Origin of the sequence: Haliovirga abyssi (assembly GCF_030295325.1) — a bacterium.
GTDB classification, from domain to species: Bacteria; Fusobacteriota; Fusobacteriia; order Fusobacteriales; family Haliovirgaceae; genus Haliovirga; species Haliovirga abyssi.
Genome location: NZ_AP027060.1, coordinates 50,806 through 74,748, shown reverse-complemented (window position 1 = coordinate 74,748; position 23,943 = coordinate 50,806). Strand labels below are relative to the sequence as shown.

22 protein-coding genes are annotated in these 23,943 nt (G+C 25.3%); 8 read left to right on the top strand and 14 right to left on the bottom strand.

Going from position 1 to position 23,943, the window contains the following annotated elements:
• Nucleotides 1–99: 99 nt before the first annotated feature.
• The 6 genes from RDY08_RS10745 to RDY08_RS10720 all read right to left on the bottom strand — a co-directional run bounded on the left by RDY08_RS10745 (nt 100) and on the right by RDY08_RS10720 (nt 6,104).
• The gene (locus RDY08_RS10745; RefSeq protein ID WP_307905624.1) at nt 100–2,085 is read right to left on the bottom strand and encodes a glycoside hydrolase family 15 protein; all 1,986 of its coding nucleotides are present in this window, start codon (nt 2,083–2,085) and stop codon (nt 100–102) included.
• Nucleotides 2,086–2,198: 113 nt separating this feature from the next.
• The gene (locus RDY08_RS10740; protein ID WP_307905623.1) at nt 2,199–2,888 is read right to left on the bottom strand and encodes an NUDIX hydrolase; all 690 of its coding nucleotides are present in this window, start codon (nt 2,886–2,888) and stop codon (nt 2,199–2,201) included.
• A 10-nt stretch (nt 2,889–2,898) separates the two neighbouring features.
• Complete coding sequence (locus tag RDY08_RS10735) at nt 2,899–3,447, bottom strand: DJ-1 family glyoxalase III (RefSeq protein ID WP_307905622.1); 549 nt, start codon at nt 3,445–3,447, stop codon at nt 2,899–2,901.
• Nucleotides 3,448–3,500: 53 nt separating this feature from the next.
• Entirely contained in the window at nt 3,501–4,172 is a 672-nt protein-coding gene (locus RDY08_RS10730; protein WP_307905621.1) for an ATP-binding protein, read from the bottom strand.
• 1 nt (nt 4,173) lies between these two features.
• A complete protein-coding gene (locus tag RDY08_RS10725; RefSeq protein WP_307905620.1) occupies nt 4,174–4,911 on the bottom strand; it encodes a plasmid pRiA4b ORF-3 family protein in 738 nt (245 codons plus the stop codon).
• Between the two features lie 353 nt (nt 4,912–5,264).
• Nucleotides 5,265–6,104, bottom strand: coding sequence for a CvfB family protein (locus RDY08_RS10720; RefSeq protein ID WP_307905676.1), 840 nt, complete (start codon nt 6,102–6,104; stop codon nt 5,265–5,267).
• Nucleotides 6,105–6,705: 601 nt separating this feature from the next.
• Between RDY08_RS10720 and RDY08_RS10715 the strand changes: the two genes are divergently transcribed.
• Nucleotides 6,706–7,536, top strand: coding sequence for a glucosaminidase domain-containing protein (locus RDY08_RS10715; RefSeq protein ID WP_307905619.1), 831 nt, complete (start codon nt 6,706–6,708; stop codon nt 7,534–7,536).
• 79 nt (nt 7,537–7,615) lie between these two features.
• On the opposite strand, the gene RDY08_RS10710 is transcribed toward RDY08_RS10715, so the two are convergent.
• Nucleotides 7,616–8,143, bottom strand: a complete 528-nt coding sequence (locus tag RDY08_RS10710) for a cob(I)yrinic acid a,c-diamide adenosyltransferase (RefSeq protein ID WP_307905618.1) — start codon at nt 8,141–8,143, stop codon at nt 7,616–7,618.
• Nucleotides 8,144–8,260: 117 nt separating this feature from the next.
• Nucleotides 8,261–9,124 carry a CPBP family intramembrane glutamic endopeptidase gene (locus RDY08_RS10705; protein WP_307905617.1) on the bottom strand — a complete coding sequence of 288 codons (864 nt, stop codon included), beginning with the start codon at nt 9,122–9,124 and terminating at the stop codon, nt 8,261–8,263.
• A 321-nt stretch (nt 9,125–9,445) separates the two neighbouring features.
• Here RDY08_RS10705 and hcp point away from each other — a divergent pair, with 321 nt between their 5' ends.
• Nucleotides 9,446–11,101 (top strand): hydroxylamine reductase, encoded by a 1,656-nt coding sequence (hcp, locus tag RDY08_RS10700; RefSeq protein WP_307905616.1) that lies wholly within the window; start codon nt 9,446–9,448, stop codon nt 11,099–11,101.
• 211 nt (nt 11,102–11,312) lie between these two features.
• Here the strand turns inward: hcp and RDY08_RS10695 are convergent, their stop codons facing one another.
• Nucleotides 11,313–12,287: a YeiH family protein gene (locus tag RDY08_RS10695; protein ID WP_307905615.1), complete on the bottom strand. Its 975-nt coding sequence runs from the start codon at nt 12,285–12,287 to the stop codon at nt 11,313–11,315.
• A 300-nt stretch (nt 12,288–12,587) separates the two neighbouring features.
• Here RDY08_RS10695 and RDY08_RS10690 point away from each other — a divergent pair, with 300 nt between their 5' ends.
• Genes RDY08_RS10690 through RDY08_RS10670 form a run of 5 tightly spaced genes read left to right on the top strand, consistent with a single transcriptional unit; the run spans nt 12,588 to nt 16,176 of the window.
• Nucleotides 12,588–12,983 (top strand): Fur family transcriptional regulator, encoded by a 396-nt coding sequence (locus tag RDY08_RS10690; protein WP_307905614.1) that lies wholly within the window; start codon nt 12,588–12,590, stop codon nt 12,981–12,983.
• A complete protein-coding gene (locus RDY08_RS10685; protein ID WP_307905613.1) occupies nt 12,980–13,849 on the top strand; it encodes a metal ABC transporter solute-binding protein, Zn/Mn family in 870 nt (289 codons plus the stop codon). The genes RDY08_RS10690 and RDY08_RS10685 overlap by 4 nt, the downstream gene beginning before the upstream one ends.
• Nucleotides 13,842–14,609, top strand: coding sequence for a metal ABC transporter ATP-binding protein (locus tag RDY08_RS10680; protein ID WP_307905612.1), 768 nt, complete (start codon nt 13,842–13,844; stop codon nt 14,607–14,609). Before RDY08_RS10685 ends, RDY08_RS10680 begins: the two co-directional genes overlap by 8 nt.
• On the top strand, nt 14,605–15,426 hold the full coding sequence (locus tag RDY08_RS10675) for a metal ABC transporter permease (protein ID WP_307905675.1): 822 nt from the start codon (nt 14,605–14,607) through the stop codon (nt 15,424–15,426). The genes RDY08_RS10680 and RDY08_RS10675 overlap by 5 nt, the downstream gene beginning before the upstream one ends.
• A 3-nt stretch (nt 15,427–15,429) precedes the next feature.
• On the top strand, nt 15,430–16,176 hold the full coding sequence (locus tag RDY08_RS10670) for a uracil-DNA glycosylase (RefSeq protein ID WP_307905611.1): 747 nt from the start codon (nt 15,430–15,432) through the stop codon (nt 16,174–16,176).
• Between the two features lie 32 nt (nt 16,177–16,208).
• Here RDY08_RS10670 and gmhA read toward each other — a convergent pair whose 3' ends face one another.
• The 5 genes from gmhA to RDY08_RS10645 form a co-directional block, all read right to left on the bottom strand.
• On the bottom strand, nt 16,209–16,790 hold the full coding sequence (gene gmhA / locus RDY08_RS10665; protein WP_307905610.1) for a D-sedoheptulose 7-phosphate isomerase: 582 nt from the start codon (nt 16,788–16,790) through the stop codon (nt 16,209–16,211).
• Nucleotides 16,791–16,843: 53 nt separating this feature from the next.
• On the bottom strand, nt 16,844–18,145 hold the full coding sequence (locus RDY08_RS10660; protein ID WP_307905609.1) for a hypothetical protein: 1,302 nt from the start codon (nt 18,143–18,145) through the stop codon (nt 16,844–16,846).
• A gap of 1 nt (nt 18,146) precedes the next feature.
• A complete protein-coding gene (locus tag RDY08_RS10655) occupies nt 18,147–20,270 on the bottom strand; it encodes a TRAFAC clade GTPase domain-containing protein (protein ID WP_307905608.1) in 2,124 nt (707 codons plus the stop codon).
• A 167-nt stretch (nt 20,271–20,437) separates the two neighbouring features.
• A complete protein-coding gene (gene gltA, locus RDY08_RS10650; protein ID WP_307905607.1) occupies nt 20,438–21,829 on the bottom strand; it encodes an NADPH-dependent glutamate synthase in 1,392 nt (463 codons plus the stop codon).
• Between the two features lie 276 nt (nt 21,830–22,105).
• A complete protein-coding gene (locus RDY08_RS10645; protein WP_307905606.1) occupies nt 22,106–22,444 on the bottom strand; it encodes a P-II family nitrogen regulator in 339 nt (112 codons plus the stop codon).
• Nucleotides 22,445–22,683: 239 nt separating this feature from the next.
• On the opposite strand from RDY08_RS10645, the gene RDY08_RS10640 reads away from it, so the two are divergent.
• Nucleotides 22,684–23,889 (top strand): ammonium transporter, encoded by a 1,206-nt coding sequence (locus RDY08_RS10640; protein ID WP_307905605.1) that lies wholly within the window; start codon nt 22,684–22,686, stop codon nt 23,887–23,889.
• Nucleotides 23,890–23,943 lie beyond the last annotated feature (54 nt).

Genomic DNA, 23,943 nt, shown 5'->3' with positions numbered 1-23,943 from the left:
CATCTCATTATTTTTTTGAATAAAATTTATTCTTGTTCATAATCTTATTCTCTATCTGTACCAATTGGTGTAAATTAGTGGCAAAAAAAAATTTATCTTTTATCTTTTATTCTCAAGATAATAATTCCCAACAGTTATTATATAAGCCCCAGCTCCAAATCCACACATTGGAATAGCACCATAATATTTACTTTTTCCTTCTGTCAAAAGCTCAGGAATTAAATTATAATTAGCCTTTGCATTATCTACACTCCATCTAATTATTTCATATGAATGTTTTTTATCATATTTCATATACGCATTTGCTATTCTATAATCTATCATAAGCCATTCTTGCCTATCATATTTAGTCCCATCATCACTTCTTTTAAATCCTACACTATTTTTCATTTTCAAATTCTTTTCATAAAAATCCAGTGTAGTTAATGCTATTTTTTCATCTACCATATTAAAATTTATAGCTTCCACAGTTGCTGCATCTGCATAATTATTCCCATCTTTTTTTTCTTCTAAACTAGATACTATAACGTTATTTAAAATAAAATTATTCAAAAATCCTCTTTTTATTCTTTCAGCTTCTTTTTTATAAAATATATTATCATACAAATCACCTATTTTACTAAAACTAATTAATCCATTGTATCCATTAATTGTAGAATACGCAAAATGTTTTTTCCCATCTACATCACCCTTTTCCCAATGCCTTTCCCAAATAGAAGAATCAGCTTTTAAATATCCCTCTTTTTCCATAAGCGAAACTATAACATCTGCAATTTGCTCTTTCACTATATTATAATATCTGTCTTTAAATTTCATATCTCCTGTAGTCTCTACATATTTTGTAAAAGCCCATAAAAATAATCCGAAATCATCAAATTCTACATTTGGTCCATGATTGTTATAATCGCTCCACTCTTCTCCATTTCCATAATATCTACAAGCAGAAATTTTATATGGAACTCCAATATATTTTTTATTAGTAAATTTTCCTCCAGGTGCATTAAGCATAAACTCTAAAAACGCTTTTGCTTCTTTAATATGCCCCGACTTTAATAATGCTACAATTGAATAAGCCCCATCTCTTGGCCAACTTATATTCCACTGACCTGGAGGCATACTTGCTAAAATTTGTCCATAAGCTTTTCCTTTTTCTCTACTTTGCCCCATTTTTAAAATAGTTGTAGATTGTCTATATAGATTTTTTTCATCTTCTTTCATCTTTTTTGGATATTTTTCTACACTATGCCACTTTTCCCAAAATTTAATCTCATTATTTAAAATAGTTTTACCATCTTCTTTGCTAATTTTTGATATCTCTTCCAAATAATCTTTATGTTTATCTTTTTTACCCAATCCCATTATTACAAATATAGTCTTAGATTTACCTTTTTTTAAAACAATTTTATTAAATTGAAATACACCAATTTCATTATTAGCTATTTTTTCAATAGTATTATCTAGTGCAACTGTTTGCCTTCTTAAATTTTTAGGATATTTCTTTTTAGATTTATATGAAAATTTATTCAAATCACTTAAATATGTGAAATATTCATATCCCTTTTTCTCACTATTTGATTCTATAAATATATTTCCACTTCTATTTACTGTTTCTTTTAATGTAGATAAATTATTCCCCATGCTTACATCTACTTTTAAATATGGTGACAATTCTGTATCTTTACCTATATTTTTTAATCTGAGAACTCCTATTAAAATTCGTTTATCCGTCTCAAAAGGCATAAAATAATTTTCTGTTATTTCAATATCTTTATATTGTTTTTTTATATCTAAAATTCCAGTTCCATTAATATAATTAGCTTTTTTTACTTTTACATAAGAGAGCCATTTATCATTTAACCCCCATTCTATCCCATCTTTTACATAGTTTTGAGTTATCTCATTTGGACTATATTGTTTATAAATATGGTCATAAAAACTTATTAGTTTCGTTCTTCCAAATACTCTATAAACTCCATTTCCCAATCCATTTCCAAAAGGCAAATATCGATAACTTGTTTTTACACTAGCAAATAGATTTGATATTAATAATAAATTTAATATCAATATTATAATCTTCTTTTTCATTAATAATACTCCTTTTATTTTATTTTTTAAAATTAATTTAGATAAAATCGTTTTTTAACACTATTCTTAAAAAGTATGCTCTTCTGGAAATTTTTCACTTGATTTATCATTTTTTATTCATCAGCTTTAATCTGTGTTAATCCAGTGGTTTCAATTTTTTTCTTCGTATTCTTTTTAAGCCATTCCTTAGATACCACTTCATAAATCAAATCTGCTGTAATACCCCAAATAATTCTATCATCTATTTCATAACTTTTAATTGGAACTTTATTTCCTCTCCAACTTTTATGATAACGGTTTGGCAATTTTAATTCCTTTGCATTAAATAATATTTTTTTATCTCCATTTTTTTCTATTTCGTGTGGATTAAATTCTACATTTACAAAATAATGTTTTAGATTTTTTTCATTAAATTTAGAAATTGGAATTATAAAAATCTCTTCTACTTCGTTATTATAATTTATCTCATCTAAACTTTTAATTTTAATTTTTCCTAAAATCCCTTTTATTATTATAGATGATGGAGAAATTAAATATCCAACATCTTTTATAATCTCTATTTTATCTTTCGATACTCCCATCTCTTCAAATGTTTCTCTAAAAGCAGTTTCTTTTAAATCATTATCCATATTTTCATCAAATTCTCCGCCAGGAAAAGAGATTTCTCCTCCCTGCCTAATATTTTTGGCTCTTTTTTGAAATAAAAAATAGTCTATACCTTCAAATTCTACAATTGATATTAAAACTGCAAATAATTTATATTTTTCAAATCCTATTATCTTATTGATAAAATTATCATCCATAAAATCCCCCTTATTTTACAATCATCCCTTCTTTTATACTGTTTGCCAATTTTTCTCCTTTTAAATCACTCACAATTTTTAGTGCAAATTTTATTGCTGTTCCTGGTCCTTGAGATGTTATAATCTTATTTGAAGTTACAACTTCTTCATTAACTATTGTAGCCCCATCTAAATAAACTTCAAATCCTGGATAAGATGTAGCCTTTTCTCCTTTTAATATACCTAATCCACCATATACCATTGGTGCTGCACAAATAGCTCCTAATTTTTTCCCTTTTTTATAAAATTCTTTTATTTTTTCATTTAATCCTACATGTTCTTTCAAATTTTTACTTCCTGGCATTCCTCCAGGTAAGATAATCATACTTACTTCATCATAATTAACTTCTTCAAATAAAAGATCAGTTGTAATTTTAATTTTATGTGCTCCAGTTACTATTTTTGATTTTGTTATAGATACCATTTTAACATCTATTTCTGCTCTTCTAAGTATATCAACTATTGTTATTGCTTCGATCTCTTCAAATCCTTCTGCAAAATGTACACAAACTTTTTCCATTTTAATTCCTCCCTATTCTTTTCCTATTATGATTTTATAATTTGTTAAAAAGATTATTTTTTTCGTATTACATAATAGGTACTTCTCCCTTTTCCTTTTCTTTCAATTAAATTTTTATTCATTAATTCTTTAAATATACTTTTTGCTTTTGTATCTTTTATATTTAATAACTGTTTTAATTCTTTTGTATTAATCTTTTTATTTTTTTCTATATAATTTAAAACTATCTTTTTATAATCTAAAATTAATCCGTCGTTTTCCGTCGCTAATCCGTCGTTTTCAACTTTTTCATCTATTCTGAAAATTTCAACATCTACAAAATCTCCTGTTTCCCTTATAGAAGGCTCTTTTAATCCATGTTTTATACAAGATGATTTTATTCTTTTTATTCCACTTCCCCATTGTTCAATATATCCCAATTCTTTAAAAACTCTCGCCACGACTCTATTTCTAATTTCTGATCTTCCTTCTAAAATATCTTTTTCAGATACACTATTTGGAAATCCTCCTGGAGATACTACATTTAATATATCATCATATATTCCTACTTTTATATCTCTTCCTATATTGGTATAATCCCTATGAACAATCGCATTTACCAAAACTTCCCTAATTGCATCCAATGGAATTTCATATGTATCTGTTCTTTGTAACCCTTTAATTTCTCCTCTTACATTTAAATGATTTTTTATAAATTTCTTAACTTCTTCTAATTGATAAAACAAATCATTTTTTCTTATTTTTTTGAAATTTTTTCACATCAGAAAAATCTATTATTTTTTTGTTATTCTCCATATTATCAGATATAGATTCATCCTCATCATTATAATCATCATCTTCTTCATAAACTCCAAATTTTTTGTAATCTTTCAATTTTTCATTTATTTTATCTAAATCAAATTCTTCTGCATCAAATTCTTTCATATAAAATTTATATCCCATCTCTATATAGTCATCATGCATTTCATGGTTTTCATCTTGGAGAGCATCCATAAAATCATAATAACCATATACTCCTCCAATATCCTCTAATGGAGCTGCTCTTTTTCCTTTTATACATACTGGATATTTTACTTTTTTGTCAAAATCAAGAATTTTTTCCACTTTTATTAAATGTTCCCAATTATCTCCATAATCATAACAGTAAACCATCTTATCTTTTTCTTTTTTTAGAAATTTATTTAATTTAGTTTTAGACTCTTCATAATCTTTTGATTCATCTAAGTCTAAAAAATCCAATAGATCTAATGGCTCATAAAATTCATCTTCCATAGAAAGAATTCTAACTTCATCATAATTGTCAGGACTAAAATGGTATAAATGATACCCTTTCCAATCAAATGCAATTTGAATTATCTTATGTAAATCTAAAAATGTAATATTATCCTCCACTAAAATTCTTCTCCAAATAGGAGGTTTTATCCCTTTAATCTCAATCCTTAGTTGTAGAATTTTCTTTTTCATCTTTTATAATCCTCCTCTTTTCTAATATATATTTTTTATAAAATAGATGTTTATACGCAAAATAGTTTACTCAAATAAGAGTTTCGGAACGTTAAAAAATAGACTTTTTATTTCAAATTTGTTATTAATCCTTTTCTAAAAGTAACAAAATAATTATAACATATAAACATTTTTCTTTCAATTATAATAATAACTTGGATATCAATTTTTTTCATAATTATACTAGTTTTATATTGATTTTTTATGGTTGAGCCACCCTATAATTAAATATACACAAAATAGCTTTCAAATACTAAAGACAGGAAATAAAAAAAGCTAAGATTAAAATTAATCTTAACTTTTTTATTTCCTGTCTATTTTACTAATTTTATTCCACCGTTAGAAAAAATTATCTTATTTTCTTTTAATAATCTTCCAACAGCTCTTTTAAAAGATTTTTTACTCATATTTAATTTACGTTTTATATCTTCTGGCGAACTTTTATCATTTAATTCTAAAAAACCACGATTTTTCTTTAATTCATTAAAGATCATCTCACTATCTGTATCCATTTGAATATACGATTTTTCTCTCATTGATAAATCTAACTTACCATCTTCACGAACTCTTATTACACGTGTTTCTATCTCTTCACCACATTTTAATTTTTTAAAATTTTCTTTTTCAGGTATTAATCCTCTATATATTTTATCTACTGCAACAAAAATTCCAACTCCAGGCTTTATATCATAAACTATTCCTATTACCCTATCATCTTGCACATATGGTGAATTATCTTTTAAATATTGATAAATATTTGTACTAGCACATAATCTTTCACTTTTATCTAAATATATATTTACAAGATATTTTTTCCCAATTTCAATAGTATATTTTTGCTCTCTAAATGGCAAGAATAGATCTCTCTCTAATCCTATATCCATAAAAGCACCTATAGTTGTTTCATCTACAGCTTTTAAATATGCTAATTCTTCAACTTGTCCATATGGCTTTTTTGTTGTTGCAATTAATCTATCTTCAGAATCTCTATAAATAAAAACTTCTATTTCATCGCCCTCTTTTACATCTTTTGTCAATTGACTTTTGGGTAATAGTATATTATCTTCTCTATAACCTGTTCCAGAATCCAAATAAGCACCCATTTTTTCAATATTATTAACCTTCATTTTTTGAATTTTACCAATTTTTACCAACTTCTTCACTCTCCTTAAATTTTAGCTAAGAAACAGTTTAAAAATATAGAAAACCTATTTTTTTAAAGTTTCTAAGGAATATTTAAAAATTTATTTATTCTAATTTTATAATAAAATATGCAACGATTTTAATATTTTAACATAAATTTAAAAAGATATACTTTTTATACTCCTACAAAAATAACTTGAAATTTTCTAATTAGGATCTTTAAAAAAATATGAACATATCTACATATTTCATAAAACAATTTTAACAAATTTTTTTAATATACCTTATCTCAAATTACATATTTATTTATTATAACATTCAAATCAAAAAAAAACAAGTCATTAAAATTTTAGATAGTGTCAAGTCTTTGTAGGGAAAACAATTTCAGCACAAAGACGCAAAGCTCGCAAAGTTACACAAAAAAAATTTTAAACCATGGGGTAAAGACAGAGTAACACTGATGAATAAAAATTAGGAGATAATTATCTGCATTTATCTATGACTAAAATCATACAACTATTTTGCACTATCATTTCAAATACTTGACAAAAATACTTAAAAAAGATACTATATAATTACAAATAGTTTAAAAATAATTTTAGAGGTGATTTAATGGTAAGCAGCAAATTAGGGGAAATAGGGAAAATAAATTTTAGGTTAGCCTTTTTTATCTTTGTAATGTTATTTTTTACAAATTGTAATTCCTCATTATCTAGCGACAATACCGTTGTAACAAAAAAAATAATAGTGAAAAACATATCTGATATTTATAAAATAACAGATAATGAAGTTCAACCTATAATTTATGAAATTGAGAATTTTTCACTTAAAAATTATTCATCTAAAGAGAAAAAAGAACAATTTATAAATTTATTATTACCAAATATTTTAATTGTAGAATCTGAATTTGAAAACATAAAAATTGATATATTTAATCTAAAAATTAAACCTAATAAAAACTTAACTACAAAAGAAAAAGAAAAAATTAATAACTATTTAATGAAATTTGGAGCAAGTAATTTAGACGAATTATATAAAAAATTTGTAGTTCCTAACATAAGTATTGTATTAGCACAAGCTGCATTAGAAAGCGGATGGGGATCTTCTCGTTTTTTTAGTAAAGCTAATAATATATTTGGAATATGGAGCTTTAGTAAAAAGGATAATAGAATAGAAGCACTACAAACAAGAAATGGTAAAAAAATATATCTAAAAAAATACAGTAATTTAAAAGAAAGTATTGAAGATTATTACACAAAAATTATAAAATTAAAATACTATGATAATTTTAGAAAATCTTTAAAAAATGGAGACCGCTCTACATCTTCTGTAAATTATCTTAATAGCTATTCTGAAATAGGTAGCGAATATATTGTTTTATTAAAAAATATTATAAAATATAATAATTTAGATAAATTTAATAACTTTAAATTAAAAAGCTAAAATTAGTTTTAGACCATTCCATATAAAATTAAAAAAAGAGAAACTCTTAATATTAATTAAGAGTTTCTCTTTTTTTCCTTTAATATTCAATTCCCTCTCGTGCTATAATCCCTTTATCATAAGGATGTTTTATCTTTTTCATCTCTGTAATTAAGTCTGATTTCTCTATGATTTTTTCAGTAGCATTTCTACCTGTAAAAATCAGCTCTATATTTTCTGATTTACCATCTATAATATCTAATAGCTTATCTTCACCTATTAATTTATTTTCCAAACAACCTAATATCTCATCTGCAATTATTACGTCATAATTATTTATAATAGTTTCTTTTTTTATCTGTCTAACATAATAATTTACTTCTTTTTTTAATATTTCTTTTTCTATATTATCCATCTCCATTATAAATTTTTTACTATTATTACACTTTATAAACTCTATATTCTCTATATTCTTTAACAAAGTTTGCTCTCCTGACTCTCTTCCCTTTAAAAACTGAAAGATTATCACATTATATCCATGTCCTGCTGCTCTTATAGCCGTTCCAACTGCAGCACTTGTTTTACCTTTCCCATTACCTATATATAACTCTACAATTCCAGATCTCATCTACTCTCCTTAATAACGTCTAAAAAATAAGTTTCTCTTTTTTGTTATAAAAACGCTTAAATCGTTGCGTATTTTAAAACAAAATAGAAATGTTATTTTTAAAACGCTCCTTAATAATCATTTTATATAATTCAATTTCTTTAAGCCAACTCCCCAAGTTATTAATAAAACTCCAAATAAAAGAACTGCAATATCATTCAAAGTATAATCATATGACCTACTAATATTATAATATTTTCTAAATACTGTAATCGCAACTGGAATTAAATTATATATCATATGAAAATATATTACAACCCCTAATGAGTTTGTTTTTTTATAAATATACCCCAAAAAATATCCTAATATAAAAATAGGAATAAATTTTATAAAATTCATATGATACAAAGCAAAAAAGAATGAAGATATATAGATTGACGTGGAAAACTTAAAGCTTTTTTTCAAACTTCTTAAGATTATACCTCTAAAAATTATTTCTTCTAAAATTGGTGCTAATAAAATTACATATATCAACCCTGAAAATGATCCTAAAATATTATTTATCTTATCTAATGAGCTTATATCTATTTTAAAAATATTTATTACAATTCCCATTATTTCACTTAAAACTAAGGATAATCCCATTGCAAATAACGTAACAATAAAAATTAGTTTTTTATCAATAAATAATTTATTAATATTCAGAAATTCTCTAATATTTAAAACAGTGCATTGTAGCTGTTTTCTTCCTAAAAAAATAAGTGATATATTAGATAATATAGCTGATGAAATTATTATTAATGGCATTGATATTTTTATAATATTTTCTACAGAACTTTTAAATTTAATAATATCAGTACTTAAAAGTTTAGAATGTGTTATTTCAAATAACATTCCAACACCACCTGATATAATAAACAAAAAAATAATTTGCAACGCTATTCCAATTCCTAAATATACAAATATTTTTAAAAATTTTAACATCTTTTGCTTTTTTCCCAAAATAAATACCCCCTTAATTTTATTATTTTATACAATCAAATCATTTTATCAGATAAAAAAAACAATGTCAAACCACTGTTTTGTCCCAAATAGAAACTTTTCTGACCTAAATAGAGACTTTTATGACCCAAACAGAGATTTTTACGTCCTAAGCAACTATTTTTATGACTTAAAATATTTTTTTATTTTCGTAACAAACGTTACATAAAATAGTTGATTAATTTGATAAGATACTGTCACGAAGAAAAAAAAGGAAATATTTTTTTTTCTAGTATATAACATATAGAGATTTAAAATAAAAATACAAGGAGGATTATGAGAATGAGTATGTTTTGTTATCAATGTCAAGAAGCAGCAAAAGGAACTGGTTGTACTATAAAAGGGGTTTGTGGAAAAGATGATTCTTTAGCAAATTTACAGGATCTTTTAATTTACACTTTAAAAGGTATATCTTTTTTTAGCACAAAAGCAGAAGCTATTGGAAAAAGAGATCCTGAAGTTGATGATTTCATCTTTGTTGGGTTATTTAATACCATTACAAATGCTAATTTTGATAAAGAGGTTTTTTATAATCAAATAAGAAAAGGATTAGAATTAAGAGATAAAATGAAAAAAGTCTGTGAAGATGCAGGAGTAAAACTTGAAAATTTACCAGATGCAGCAACTTTTACAGCTAATACTAAAGAAGAGATGGAAGCAAAATCTACAGCTAAAGAGGTTGGAGTATTAGCTACAGAAAATGAAGATGTCAGAAGTTTAAGAGAATTGATTACATATGGATTAAAAGGTATGGCTGCATATGTAGAACATGCTTCAGTCTTAGGAGAAAGAAAAGAAGAAATCTTTAACTTTATGCAAACAGCATTAGCTAAAACACTTGATGATAGTTTAAGCGTTGAAGATTTAGTAGCTCTTACATTAGAAACAGGTAAATATGGGGTGGAAGGAATGGCTCTATTAGATGGTGCCAATACTACAGCTTATGGAAATCCTGAAATAACAGAAGTAAATATAGGTGTAGGAACTAATCCAGGAATATTAATTAGTGGACATGACTTAAAAGATTTAGAACAATTATTAGAACAAACAGAAGGAACAGGAGTTGATGTATATACTCATAGTGAAATGTTACCAGGTCATTATTATCCAGCATTTAAAAAATATAAACATTTTGTTGGTAATTATGGAAATGCTTGGTGGAAACAAAAAGAAGAATTTGAATCATTTAACGGACCTGTCTTATTTACAACAAATTGTATAGTTCCACCAAAAACTGGTGCAAAATATGATGGTAGAGTATTTACAACAGGAGCTTCTGGATTCCCTGGATGGAAACATATTGAAGCAGATGAAAATGGTAAAAAGGATTTCTCAGAAATAATTGAATTAGCTAAGAAATGTGAAGCACCTACTGAAATTGAAACAGGTAAAATTATCGGAGGATTTGCTCATGCACAAGTATTTGCACTAGCTGACAAAGTTGTAGATGCTGTAAAAACTGGTGCAATAAAAAGATTCTTTGTTATGGCTGGTTGTGATGGTAGAATGAAATCAAGAGAATATTATACTGAATTTGCTGAAAAATTACCTGGTGATACAGTTATTCTTACAGCTGGTTGTGCGAAATATAGATATAATAAATTGAAATTAGGAGATATTGGTGGAATCCCTAGAGTGCTAGATGCAGGACAATGTAATGATTCATATTCATTAGCAGTGATTGCATTAAAATTAAAAGAAGTGTTTGAATTAAACGATATTAATGAATTACCTATAACTTATAACATTGCATGGTATGAACAAAAAGCTGTAATAGTATTATTAGCACTTTTATATTTAGGAGTAAAAGATATACATTTAGGACCAACATTACCAGCATTTTTATCAGCAAATGTAGCTAAAGTTTTAGTTGAAAACTTTGGAATTGCTGGAATTGGTGAAGTTGACGAAGATATAAAATTATTCTTAGGAGAATAATAATAAGGATAATAGTAGTAATAATTTAAAAAAATAAGATATAAAAAAAGGCCGAAGATTAATTTCTTCGGCTATTGTTATAATTTAATAAAAACATATCTACAAATTTTATCAAACAATTTTAACAAATATTTGCTCATTTCTTAGAAAAATAGGTATGGTTTATCCCTTTTTTCTAAGAAACTTTGAGCATGTTATTGTTTTACGATCCCTAAAACAATATCTTAATTAATAAAACTGCAGATGATACCTGTACTAATTCTATTAATAATTCTAATAAAATTAATTTTTTTCCCTTTTCTATTAATGTAGTAAAATTAATTTTTAGTCCAACTGCTGCCATAGAAAATATTAATAACCATTTTCCAATCAGATTCACAAAACTTATTGCATATGAAGGAAATATATTTATTGAAGATATTACACTTAAAATAAAAAATCCTACTATAAAATATGGAACCCTTATGATTTTAAATTTAGATTTTTTTTCTTCTATTTTAATTTTATCTTTTGACATTATTAAATCCAATACAATTATAACAACTCCTAAACTCAATACTCTTCCCATTTTTACAACTGTAGCTATAGCTCCAACACTATCATTTACAGAAAATCCAGAAGCCACAACTTGCCCTACAGCTTGTAATGTCCCTCCTATTAATGTTCCTTCTTGTAAATTTCCAAATCCTGCTATTGATGCTATTACTGGTATAAAAAATATTCCTAATGTTCCCATTAAATTTACTGCTGCAACAGATAACCCTATACTTTCATCATCTGATTCTAAAACAGGTGCAGTAGCTGCTATTGCTGATGAACCACAAACTGCATTTCCTGTACCTAAAAGCAATCCAAATTTTTTATCAAATCCAAAGAATTTACTTATAAAATACCCTGACGAGATTGTAATTGTAATCATTAAACCTATAAAAATTATTGATTTAAATCCCAATTTCAACAAAACAGCAAAATTTAATTCAGTTCCTAAAAGCATTATCGCAATTGGCAAAAGTTTTTTCTCGGTTAAGTTTATCCCTTTGTTAAAAATCTGATTTTTTAGGAATAAATTTCTTACTAAAATTCCTAAAAAAATTGCAATTGCAACAGTTCCAATTCCAGGAATAAAAAAAGATAACACCTTTGCTAAAATTCCTAAAAAAATTGATAATAATATTCCATAAATCATATTTAATCCCTCCTAAAATAATAACGTAATTTTAAATACTTTTCAGACCTCATCCCCAACCCTTCTCCTATCTTAGGAGAAGGGAGCAAAACAACAAACCCAATATCCACGCTATAGTTTTCATAAACTTTTGACACTCCCTAGTTTATATCAATATTATATACTATATTTTACAATAAGTAAAATATATAGTTTTTATAGAAATGATAAGTTTTGGTTATTGTTAAAAAACAGTTGACTTTCTTTATAAAAAGTATTACAATTAATTCGTGCAAATCATTTGCAAAAGGAGGAAGAAGTTTGATAAAATTAACTGAAAATAGGAAGGAAATTTTTAATATAATTAAGTCTTCTAAAAAACCCATATCCGCAAAAGTTATACAATCAAAAATTAAAGATAAACTTGATTGCTCAACTGTGTATAGAACATTAGAATTTTTAACAAAGAAACAGATTATTAATTCAGTTTCTTTTAAAGGAAAATCTTTTTACTATTATGGAACTGGTGGACATTTTTTATTTTGTAAAGAATGTGGCGAAATAATAGCTTTTGATCAATGTATCATTGGAGATTTAGAAAGCAAGATAGAAGATAAATTTAATTATAAAATAACTAATCACGTTTTATATTTTCAAGGATATTGTTCAAAATGCTATGCTGCATACCAAAAAAAACATGGAGGTCAAGAATTATGAAAAAAATAATTTCGTTTATAATTGTTTTAAGCTTTTTATTTGCAATTTATTATCTTTCAAATAAAAAAACTAAACAACCTATTACAAAAAACAGTACAGTAACTGTTAGTATCCTACCACAAAAATATTTTGTGGAAAAAATAGCTGGCTCTACCCTTAAAGTAAATGTAATGATTCCACCTGGAAAAAGCCCAGCTACATATGATCCTACTCCATCTCAAATGAAACTTTTAAATAATTCTAAAATATATTTTAGAATTGGATATATTCCATTTGAATTTGCATGGATAGATAAAATAAAATCAGCCAATAAAAATATGAAAATTATAGATACATCTGTTGGTATTAATTTAATAAAAAATGGAAAATCAACTGATCCACATATTTGGATAACTCCACGTGAGGTAAAGATAGAAATAAAAAATATATATAATAGCTTAATTGAAAATTTTCCAGAAAATAAAGAATTATATACCCAAAATTATAAAAGTTTTATTATTAAATTAGATAATTTAGATAAATTATTTACTGATTCTCTAAAAAATATTACTAATAAAAAATTTATAGTTTATCATCCTGTATGGAGTTATTTTGCAAGAGATTATAATTTAAAACAAATTCCAATAGAGATAGATGGAAAATCTCCATCTGCTAAAAATATGCAAAATATTATAAATATTTCTAAAAAAAACAGAATAAAAGTAGTTTTTGTACAACTACAATTTCCTATAGAAGATGCAAAAACAATTGCTGATGCTATTAATGGTAAAGTAATTCAAATTGATCCTCTTTCAGAAGATTGGTTAGAAAATAGCAAAAAAACAATAAAAGTTTTTGAAGAAGTTTTAGGAGGAAAAAATGAATAAAAGTAAGGTTATTGATATTAATAATATAACTGCTGGATATGATAATCATAAAATAGCTTTAAAAAATATAAATTTATCTATATATGAAAATGATTTTATTGGAATTATTGGTCCTAACGGTGGAGGTAAAACAACATTATTAAAAGTAATTTTAGGTCTTTTAAAACCTTTTTCTGGAGAAATAAAATATTATAGTGATGAAAAAGAACATTTTATTGGATATTTACCTCAATTTAAATTAATTGATGAAAAATTCCCAATAATAGTAAAAGATGTTATTTTATCTGGATTATCATCTAAAAAAAGTATTTTTAAAGCTATTTCTAAAGAAGATAACAATAAATTAGAAAAGATAATGGAAGAAATTAAAATAACAGATTTAAAAAATAGAGCTATTGGCTCTCTTTCTGGTGGACAATTACAAAGAGTTTTTTTAGCAAGAGCTATTATATCTAATCCCAAAATATTAATTTTAGATGAGCCAAATACTTTTGTTGATAAAAAATTTAGTAGCACTTTATATGATTTACTAAGAGAATTAAATAAAAACATGACAATTATATTAGTATCTCATGACCTTGGAACTATTCCTCAGTATGTAAAATCAATTGCGTGTGTAAATCAAACTTTACATTATCACCCAACAAGTGAAATAACAGAAGATATGATTGATGCTTATGCCTGTCCTTTGGAAGTTTTAGCACATGGACCTGTTCCACATAGAATTATTTTAAAACATGGAGGTAACAAAGATGATTGATTTGTTAAAATATAGTTTTTTCTCAAATGCAATAATTGCAGGAATATTAACTGCCATTTCTTGTGGAATAATCGGAACATATATAGTTGCTAAAAGAAAAGTCTTTATTAGCGGAGGAATCACCCACTCTTCATTTGGCGGAATTGGAATTGGATATTTTTTAGGTATAAATCCCATAATTACTGCCGCTATTTTTGCTGTTCTTTCTGCTATTGGAATTGAGTATATTGCTGAAAAAGGCGAAATAAGAGAAGATTCTGCAATAGGAATTTTATGGTCTTTTGGAATGGCTCTTGGAATAATTTTAATATATATAACTCCTGGATATGCTCCAAATTTAATGGCATATCTTTTTGGTAATATTTTAGCTGTATCAACTTTTGATATTAACGCTATGCTTTTATTAAATCTTATTATTATATTTTTCTTTATGTTTTTTTATAAAGAAATATTATATATATCTTTTGACGAAGAATATATGAAAACAAAAGGTTTACCAGTTACACTATTTAAATATACAATTGCAACACTTATTGCATTAACGATCGTTATTAATATTAGAGTAGTTGGAATTATCTTAGTTTTATCTTTATTGACTATACCACAAGCTATTTCTGCACTTTTTTCAAATAGCTTTAGAAATATAATGATTTTATCAATATTTTTTGCATTTATTGGCACTATGAGTGGATTAATATTTTCATATTTATTAAATATTCCATCTGGAGCTTCTATAATTTTTTCGTTAGTTATATTATTTGGGATAATTAAATTATTTAAAATTTTATTTTCTCTAAAAAGTAAAAGTGAGGTTTAATTTATGAATAAAAATGATTTTTTATCTTTTTTTTATATTGATAAAAGCTACTCTGAGTTTTTTTCAGATGAAAAAATCCAATATGTTTTAGAAGTGTTAAAAAAGTTAGAATCCAATAGTGAAAAGTTTGCTCCTAAAAAAGAAAATATTTTTAAAGCATTAGAGAAAGATATTAAATTTTGTAAAGTATTGATTTTAGGAAAAGATCCTTATTTTCAAGAAAATGCTGCTACTGGATTAGCTTTTGAAGTAAATGGATTGGAAAGTTGGAGCTCTCCATTTCCACAAAGGTCTCTACAAAATATAGTTAAGAATATTTACAAAAGTTATGAAAATCAATTAATCAATTTTTCTGAAATTAGATTAAAAATTAAAAGTAATGATTTTCAGATTATGCCTCCTAACAAACTATTTAAAAGTTGGCATAATCAAGGAGTAATATTATTAAATAGTTTATTGACCGTTAAAGTTGATAATAATAAAAACTATTCCGGTTCTCATATGAAATATTGGAAATCATTTGTAGAAGAATTAATCCAATATATTAGTAAAAAAAATCCAAATTTAAGTTATTTTTTATGGGGAAATGATGCAGGTAAGTATGAAAAATTTATAACTAATGGGACTATTTTTAAAAGTAATCATCCTGCACTTGCTTTTGGTAAATCTCCAAAAGATTTCTTGTTTTTTAATGGGTTTTTTGAAACTAAAAATATTATTAATTGGATAAATTATAACACAAAAAAATGACGAAATTTATTTTCGTCATTTTTTTGATGTAATTAATATAACTCTGGAAATAGTTCTCTTTCTACCCCCTCTATAATTATATGCAAAATCATCATATGAATTTCTTGAATTCTATCTGATGTAACTCCTGGTATTATAAATTCAAAATCACAAATACCTTTTAATGCTCCACCATCTTTTCCTAATAATCCAACTGTTTTCATCCCTAATTCTTTTGCCTTGTTTACTGCATTTATAATATTTTTTGAGTTTCCACTTGTAGATATTCCAATAAAAACATCTCTTTCTATTCCATAAGCTTCTATTCCTCTTGAAAATACATAATCAAAGCCATAATCATTTCCAACACAACTTAGATGAGATGGATCTGATATACTAATCGCGGGTAACGCTTTTCTATCTTTTCTAAATCTCCCAGTAAACTCTTCTGCAAAATGCATTGCATCAGTTGTACTTCCTCCATTTCCTGCGATTAAAACTTTATTTTTATTTTTAAAAGCATTTGCTATTAATTTAGATACTAATACAGTTTTTTCTATATTTTTCTCCTCATTAATAAACTCATTTAATAATTTTTGTGCTGTTAAATATGAATTTCTTATCTCTTCTATCATAAATTCCTCCTTCTTTTAATCAAGAGTATCTAATATGTGGGTCAATCATCTTATTATTTTAAATGTATAATAAAAAAATCATCTCTAATTGAAAGTCTAACTTTAAAAACTGCAACATCATTATTTTTAATACTAATATTATTATTTATATCGCTTACTTTCATGTTAACACTATTTATTAAATTATCTTTTGATAAATTATTTAAATATACTTTTACATTAATTTCGCTTTTCGGAACAACATCTCCATAAAAACTACCAATATAATCTTCTTTATTATTATTTACCTTTTTAATTTTTTTATATACCTTATTATTTAATTTTATAACAAATATTAATTTTTTATTATTATATATATAACTTTTATTATTTATATATATTTCAATTTCTGATGTTATTCCTTTTTTTAACCTCTCTATTTCATTCTCTAATAACAAAATATTTTTTTTATATAGCTTAAAATTAGATTTTTTATACTTATATAACAAATTTTCTATCTTTTTTAACGTTTCATAATTTTTTGTTTTATTATATTCTTTTACTAAGTTAATCATTTTATTAAACTCTTTTTTACTCTCTGATTTTAAAATTACAGTTCTTATCCCTAATATTTCCTTCTTATGATATTCAAATTTTTTATCATTAATATAATTTTCTATTTTATTTAATATCTCGCGATTTTTATAATTATTTGAATTATAAATTTTTATTATTTCATTATAATCTTTTATTGCTGCTTTTTCTTTAAATTCAATTGACCTCTTATATTCAGAATCCAAAAAATTAGAGTATAAGATATATTTTTTATAATAATCAGATTCTTTTTTTACTTTATTTAACATTTTTCTATAACTAGTTCTGTTTAACGAATAATTTGCTCCAAATCCTATTATTACAACTATAAATAAAAGTAAATTTATTCCTATAAGAGTATCTCTGAATGTTTTTTTCCTATTTTTAATCTTTATATTAGAAAAAACCTCTCCATCTTTTCCTGAATTTAATATAATATCATAATCTCCTATAATATCTTTTCCTTTTTCTATCTCATCTTCAATTGATTCTAATATTTTTTTTAATATTTTCATCTCATTTTGATCTAATTTAATAGGAAAAATTGCAGAAATTGTATTGATATAATCTCTTCCAAATTCATCTTTCCCACCTGTATAACTTAAAAAATATATGTAGTTATCATCTTTTTTTAATATTTTTATTTTTTCAATTTCCTTAATATAATCTTTATAGTTTATAGACTCTAATACTTTTTTTTCATATGGCGAAACATTTTCTGAAAAATAAATTGTGGAACCAAAATTTATTCTGTTTTTTATGATAAGTAATTTTAGTTTCATATTATCCACCTATTTCATATTTTATTTGATTCGTTTGCAATCTTAAAATTAATTCGTCACCCTTCTCTGTTTTTACTAAAATATTTTTATTAATATCTCCAAAACTTAATTTTAAATGTTTTGTTTGTATTTCTACTCCCTTTTTATCATCTAAATATATATCAATATCAATTTTTTTTCCTATTCTGAATTTATTTATAAAACTTCCTACATAAACATTTTTTTTATTTAATTTTGCTGATTTTTCATATTTTTTACCATCAATATTTATTATAACATAAGTTTTAATATATTTATGTTTAACTTTTTTTAAAGTTAAATCTATTTCAAATTCTGAATTTATCCCTTTTTTTATTTTATTAATCTGAGATATAATATTTTTAGCTTCTTTTTCATGCAAAAGCAAGTTACTATTAGACAGATAACTCTCTGAATTTCTTAAAATTCCATTTAAGTTTTTTTCATTTTTATTTGAGTTATAAGCTTTAATACTATTTTTTAATTTTATAAATAGTTCATTGTCTCTTAAGCTTGATTTTAATTCTAAAACCTCTTTTTTATAATCCTGATACTCTTTTGTATTCAGATAAGTTTCAATTTCATTATACAATTGATTAAACTTTTTATTTTCATATAGTTTTTCTATCTCATCATATTTTTCCTTATCAGCTAATTTTAAAAATATTTTGATTTTATTTTGAATCACATCTTTTTTATATTCTGGATATTTTTCAGAATAATCTTTAGAAAGCAAATATTTTTTATAATTATCTTTTTCTTTCGATAAACTATTTTCTAAATTTTTATAATTTTTTTCTGACGAAATATCTTTTTCTGTTTTTCTTTTCAATTTTTTTAATTCTTCTATATTGCTATCATCTTTATATTCTACAATATAGTTGTTTATTAAATTTAGTTTTGTATTCAGATCAGATTCTATTTTTATAATTCTAATATATATATCTTTTTTTAATTTTAATAGATCTCCTGAATATTTATTATTACTACCATATTTGGTTATAAACTCATTTATCATATTTTTTTGTAATTTTCTATTTGTTTCATTCATAATTTTATTATATGAACTTTGTTTATCATAATTATTCTTAAGAAAATAACCGCTAGCTCCACCTATAGTTCCAATTATAAGTAATCCCGCAACTATTTTTTTATTTCTTCTTTTGTTCAAATATTTTGTATATGCTTTTTCAACTTCTACTTTCAGCTCTTTATTTTCGATATTCAAAACAAATTCATTAACTACCTCTTTTGCATCTTTAGGATTAATATTTTTATTTAAAATAAACTTGATTTTTTTTACCCATTCTTGGTCTCTTTTATTAGATGCCCAAATTAGTGGAGAAAATACATTAAAAGGTTTTAACTCTTCTGGTGGCAAATCATTTTCTCTTGCTTCTCCAAATGCTGATATTGGGAACATTTTTGTATAATCACTAATTCCAGAAATAAGATGATAAATATTATGATATATTTTATTATCACTTATATATTTTTTTACTTTTTCTTCTTCTTCTTCATAATTTCTTTTTTCCAATTCAGTACTTATTTTATCCCATTTTGTAATTGCAATTCCCATAGGTATATTTAAATCTATATTTTCATTTTTCAAAAAACTAAACAATTTATCTACCTCTATTTGTCTTTCAAATCCAACTTTTTTATCTGTACTCGGTTCTAAAAATATTAATAACCCACTACACATTTTGAAAAAATCATACATTTTGTTTTGCAATTCTAAGAATGAAGGATCTACCTCTTTTTCATCTACATCTTTTAATAATTCTCCTGCAAAATCAAAAGTTTTAACATTATAACTATTCCCGTTGTGAAATAAATTCATATTAATTTTAGTAAATTCATTTACCTCTGTTCTTGATGGCAGCTTTCCCTCTAATAAATTCATATAATTCTTCTTTAAATAATTTCTACTTTCAGCAGTATTGCAAATAATAGATAATTTATCATTTTCATTTGCAAACCCTGTAAGTCCATATAACACAGTTAAAAACATTGTTTTTCCTGAAGCTCTTGCTCCAAAAATTCCAATTGGTTTTTTTGAATATTTTTTTAATTCATCTACCATTACCTCGATATTTTTCCCCATAACAACCTCCATTTATACAGTTTTCAAACAATTATACAATAATTTTTATAAAATTTCAACTATTTTAATACATTTTTTCAAATTTTATACATTCTTGTATCATTAACAATATTTTAAAGGTATTCTGCTTTAAATCTGTATCAAAGCCAATATTTTTATCTGGTTTTTTAATTATTTTTTTGTAACTTTTCATGAATTGCTTTTGCAGCTTTTTTACCTGCTCCCATTGCTAATATTACTGTTGCAGCCCCTGTAACTATGTCTCCCCCTGCATATACACCATCTATAGATGTTGCCATTGTTTCTTCTTCTACTATAATTCCACCCCTTTTATTTATCTCTAATTCTGAAGTTGTTTGTTTTATTAATGGATTAGGTTGTTGTCCTATTGCTATAATTACAGTATCTGCTTTTATTTTAAATTCGCTGCCCACTTTTACAATTGGTCTTCTTCTTCCTGAATTATCAGGTTCTCCTAATTCCATTTCTACACATTCTATCTCTTTTACCCACCCATCATCTTCTATTATTCTAGTTGGATTAGTTAATAATTTAAAAATTATTCCTTCTTCTTTTGCATGTTTCACTTCTTCGGCTCTTGCAGGAATTTCTGCTTCTCCTCTTCTATATACAATTGTTACACTTTCTGCTCCTAATCTTAATGCTGTTCTTGCAGAATCCATAGCTACATTACCTGCTCCTACTACTACAACATTTTTGCCCATTTTTAATGGAGTATGAGATTTTTCTTTATCATATGCTTTCATTAAGTTTACTCTTGTTAAAAATTCATTTGCTGAATAAACTCCATTTAAATTTTCTCCTTCAATATTCATAAACCTTGGAAGTCCTGCTCCACTACCTATAAATATAGCTTTATACCCTTCTTCTTCCAACTCTTCTATTGTAATTGATTTTCCTACAATTACATTTTTTTCAACTTTTACTCCTAAATCTAATATTTTCTTTATCTCTTTTTTTACAATCTCTTTTGGTAATCTAAATTCTGGAATTCCATATATTAATACGCCGCCAAAAGTATGTAATGCCTCAAATATAGTTACATCATATCCATATTTAGCAAGTTCTCCTGCACAAGTTAATCCAGCAGGTCCAGAACCAATTACTGCCACTTTAATTTTATTACTTTTTATCTCAACTTTTTCATCTTCTGCATTTTTCATATAATAATCTGCAACAAATCTCTCTAATCTTCCAATTGCTACAGGTTCTCCATTTTTCCCTCTCACACATCTTTGTTCACATTGTTTTTCTTGAGGACATACTCTACCGCAAATTGCAGGCATTCTATTTTGAGTAGTTATAATTTTATATGCTTCTATAAATTCTTTTTCTGAAACTTTTTTTATAAATTGAGGAATAGGCACACTTACTGGACACCCAGAAACACACCCTGGATTTTTACACTGTATACATCTTTTAGCTTCCTCTACTGCTTCTTCTGGAGTATATGTATATTCTACTTCTAGAAAATTTTTTGCTCTTTCTTTTGGAAATTGCTCTTTAGATTTTGTTTTTTCTTTTTTCATATTAAACATGGTTATTCCTCCTAATTATCCTATAGCTCCATCTCAAAAATAATTTTTTTCAGTAAAACTGTCCTACCAATAATAAGATTATATCATAGGAAAATATTAGTGTCAACGGATATTAACTCATAAATATATTGTTTTAGAAACAGCTTATAAAAAAATAGAACTAACCACTTTTTGCGAGAAATTAAATTCTTACAAATAGTGGTTAGTTTTATTTAAAATATTTAATGCTGAAAAACATTTGAAAAATAATTTCTTTATATTTTGTTATTTCAAACCTTATATCGCATCTTTTCCAGTTTCACCAGTACGAATTCTTACAACTTCTTCAATCGCCGATATAAAAATTTTACCATCACCAATTTCTCCAGTTTTAGTAGCTTTCATTATAATTTTTACAATTTCATCTACTCTTTCAGCTCTTGTTACAACCTCAATTTTTATTTTAGGTAAAAAGTCAACCTTGTATTCTGCACCTCTAAAGATTTCTGTTTGTCCTTTTTGTCGCCCAAATCCTCTAACTTCAGTTAAAGTAATTCCTTTTACTCCAATATCACTAAGAGCCTCTTTCACATCATGTAATTTAGTAGGTCGAATTATAGCTTCAATTTTTTTCATTTTTTCCACACCCTTTCTATTTTCATTTTTTTACAGTTCCTCTTTATTTAGTTTAATATATATACATATAAATTGTCAAGCTTTTAATAATTAATATCTTTTTCATACAAATATCATACCATATAAAATATATATACGTACTATATATATTTTATATTTGAAAAATAATAAATGTATATATATAATATATTAATAGTATTTAGTAAATCAATTATAAAAATCGAAGGGAGTAGTGAGAAATGAGTTTAGACGTTTTAGCAAAAAGCACTAATGTTTTATTTTTACTTTTAGGAGCAATAATGATTTTCGCAATGCATGCAGGGTTTGCATTTTTAGAAGTAGGTTCTGTTAGGCAAAAAAATCAAGTAAATGCACTTGTAAAAATTTTAACAGATTGGGCAGTATCAACTGTTGTATATTTTTTAATTGGATATCCAATTGCAAGAGGAATTAGTTTTTTGAAACCAGCTGATCAATTAATTAGTGGAAATATGGGATATGATTTAGTAAAATTCTTTTTCTTATTAACATTTGCAGCTTGTATACCAGCTATAATTTCAGGTGGTATCGCAGAAAGAGCTAAATTTTGGCCTCAAGTATTAGCAGGAGCAATATTTGTAGGGCTTTTATATCCATTTTTCGAATCAATTATATGGGGACAAAATGCAGAAGCTTTTCAAAATTTTATAAAAAATATAGGTGGAGCTAATTTTTCAGATTATGCAGGTTCAGTAGTGGTCCATTCATTTGGAGGATGGTTAGCATTACCTGCAATATTAATACTTGGAAATAGAAATGGCAGATATTCAAAAGATAAAACTAAAAGTTATCCATTGCCAATAAGTAATGTCCCATTTTTAGCATTAGGAAGTTGGGTTTTATCAGTAGGATGGTTTGGATTTAATGTAATGAGTGCCTTAAATATTGGAGAAATATCTGGTTTAGTAGCTTTAAACTCTCTCTTTGCAATGGTTGGTGGAATTTTAGCTGCACTGTTATTTTCTAAAAGAGATGCGATTTTTGTTCATAATGGAGCATTAGCAGGACTTGTAGCTGTCTGTGCTGGCTCAAATATTTATCATCCATTAGGAGCATTTATAGTTGGGGCAATTGCAGCAATCATTTTTGTAATTGGATTTAATTTAGAAACTGAAAAATTTAAAATAGATGATGTATTAGGTGTATGGATTTTACATGGAGTTATTGGAAGTTGGGGCGGTATTGCAGCAGGAATATTTGGATTAAAAATATTTGGTGGACTAGGAGGAGTTACATTTATATCTCAATTAATTGGAACTTTATCTGCAATAGTTATCGCATTAGTAGGAGGTTTTGTTGTTTATTATACAATAGATAAAACAATTGGATTTAGATTAAATGCAGCAGAAGAGGAAAAAGGATCGGATCTTGTTATTCATTCATTAGAAGCGTATCCTGAAAAATAAAAATATGTAAAATTAAAAGAGCCAATTCCACATATTGGCTCTTTTTTTATTTTA

Excerpts from the sequence above, each read along its gene's own strand:
- RDY08_RS10745 (WP_307905624.1), bottom strand. The coding sequence starts at position 2,085 with ATGAAAAAGAAGATTATAATATTGATATTAAATTTATTATTAATATCA.
- RDY08_RS10740 (WP_307905623.1), bottom strand. The coding sequence starts at position 2,888 with ATGGATGATAATTTTATCAATAAGATAATAGGATTTGAAAAATATAAA.
- RDY08_RS10735 (WP_307905622.1), bottom strand. The coding sequence starts at position 3,447 with ATGGAAAAAGTTTGTGTACATTTTGCAGAAGGATTTGAAGAGATCGAA.
- RDY08_RS10725 (WP_307905620.1), bottom strand. The coding sequence starts at position 4,911 with ATGAAAAAGAAAATTCTACAACTAAGGATTGAGATTAAAGGGATAAAA.
- RDY08_RS10715 (WP_307905619.1), top strand. The coding sequence starts at position 6,706 with ATGGTAAGCAGCAAATTAGGGGAAATAGGGAAAATAAATTTTAGGTTA.
- RDY08_RS10710 (WP_307905618.1), bottom strand. The coding sequence starts at position 8,143 with ATGAGATCTGGAATTGTAGAGTTATATATAGGTAATGGGAAAGGTAAA.
- hcp (WP_307905616.1), top strand. The coding sequence starts at position 9,446 with ATGAGTATGTTTTGTTATCAATGTCAAGAAGCAGCAAAAGGAACTGGT.
- RDY08_RS10695 (WP_307905615.1), bottom strand. The coding sequence starts at position 12,287 with ATGATTTATGGAATATTATTATCAATTTTTTTAGGAATTTTAGCAAAG.
- RDY08_RS10685 (WP_307905613.1), top strand. The coding sequence starts at position 12,980 with ATGAAAAAAATAATTTCGTTTATAATTGTTTTAAGCTTTTTATTTGCA.
- RDY08_RS10680 (WP_307905612.1), top strand. The coding sequence starts at position 13,842 with ATGAATAAAAGTAAGGTTATTGATATTAATAATATAACTGCTGGATAT.
- RDY08_RS10670 (WP_307905611.1), top strand. The coding sequence starts at position 15,430 with ATGAATAAAAATGATTTTTTATCTTTTTTTTATATTGATAAAAGCTAC.
- gmhA (WP_307905610.1), bottom strand. The coding sequence starts at position 16,790 with ATGATAGAAGAGATAAGAAATTCATATTTAACAGCACAAAAATTATTA.
- RDY08_RS10660 (WP_307905609.1), bottom strand. The coding sequence starts at position 18,145 with ATGAAACTAAAATTACTTATCATAAAAAACAGAATAAATTTTGGTTCC.
- RDY08_RS10655 (WP_307905608.1), bottom strand. The coding sequence starts at position 20,270 with ATGGGGAAAAATATCGAGGTAATGGTAGATGAATTAAAAAAATATTCA.
- gltA (WP_307905607.1), bottom strand. The coding sequence starts at position 21,829 with ATGTTTAATATGAAAAAAGAAAAAACAAAATCTAAAGAGCAATTTCCA.
- RDY08_RS10645 (WP_307905606.1), bottom strand. The coding sequence starts at position 22,444 with ATGAAAAAAATTGAAGCTATAATTCGACCTACTAAATTACATGATGTG.
- RDY08_RS10640 (WP_307905605.1), top strand. The coding sequence starts at position 22,684 with ATGAGTTTAGACGTTTTAGCAAAAAGCACTAATGTTTTATTTTTACTT.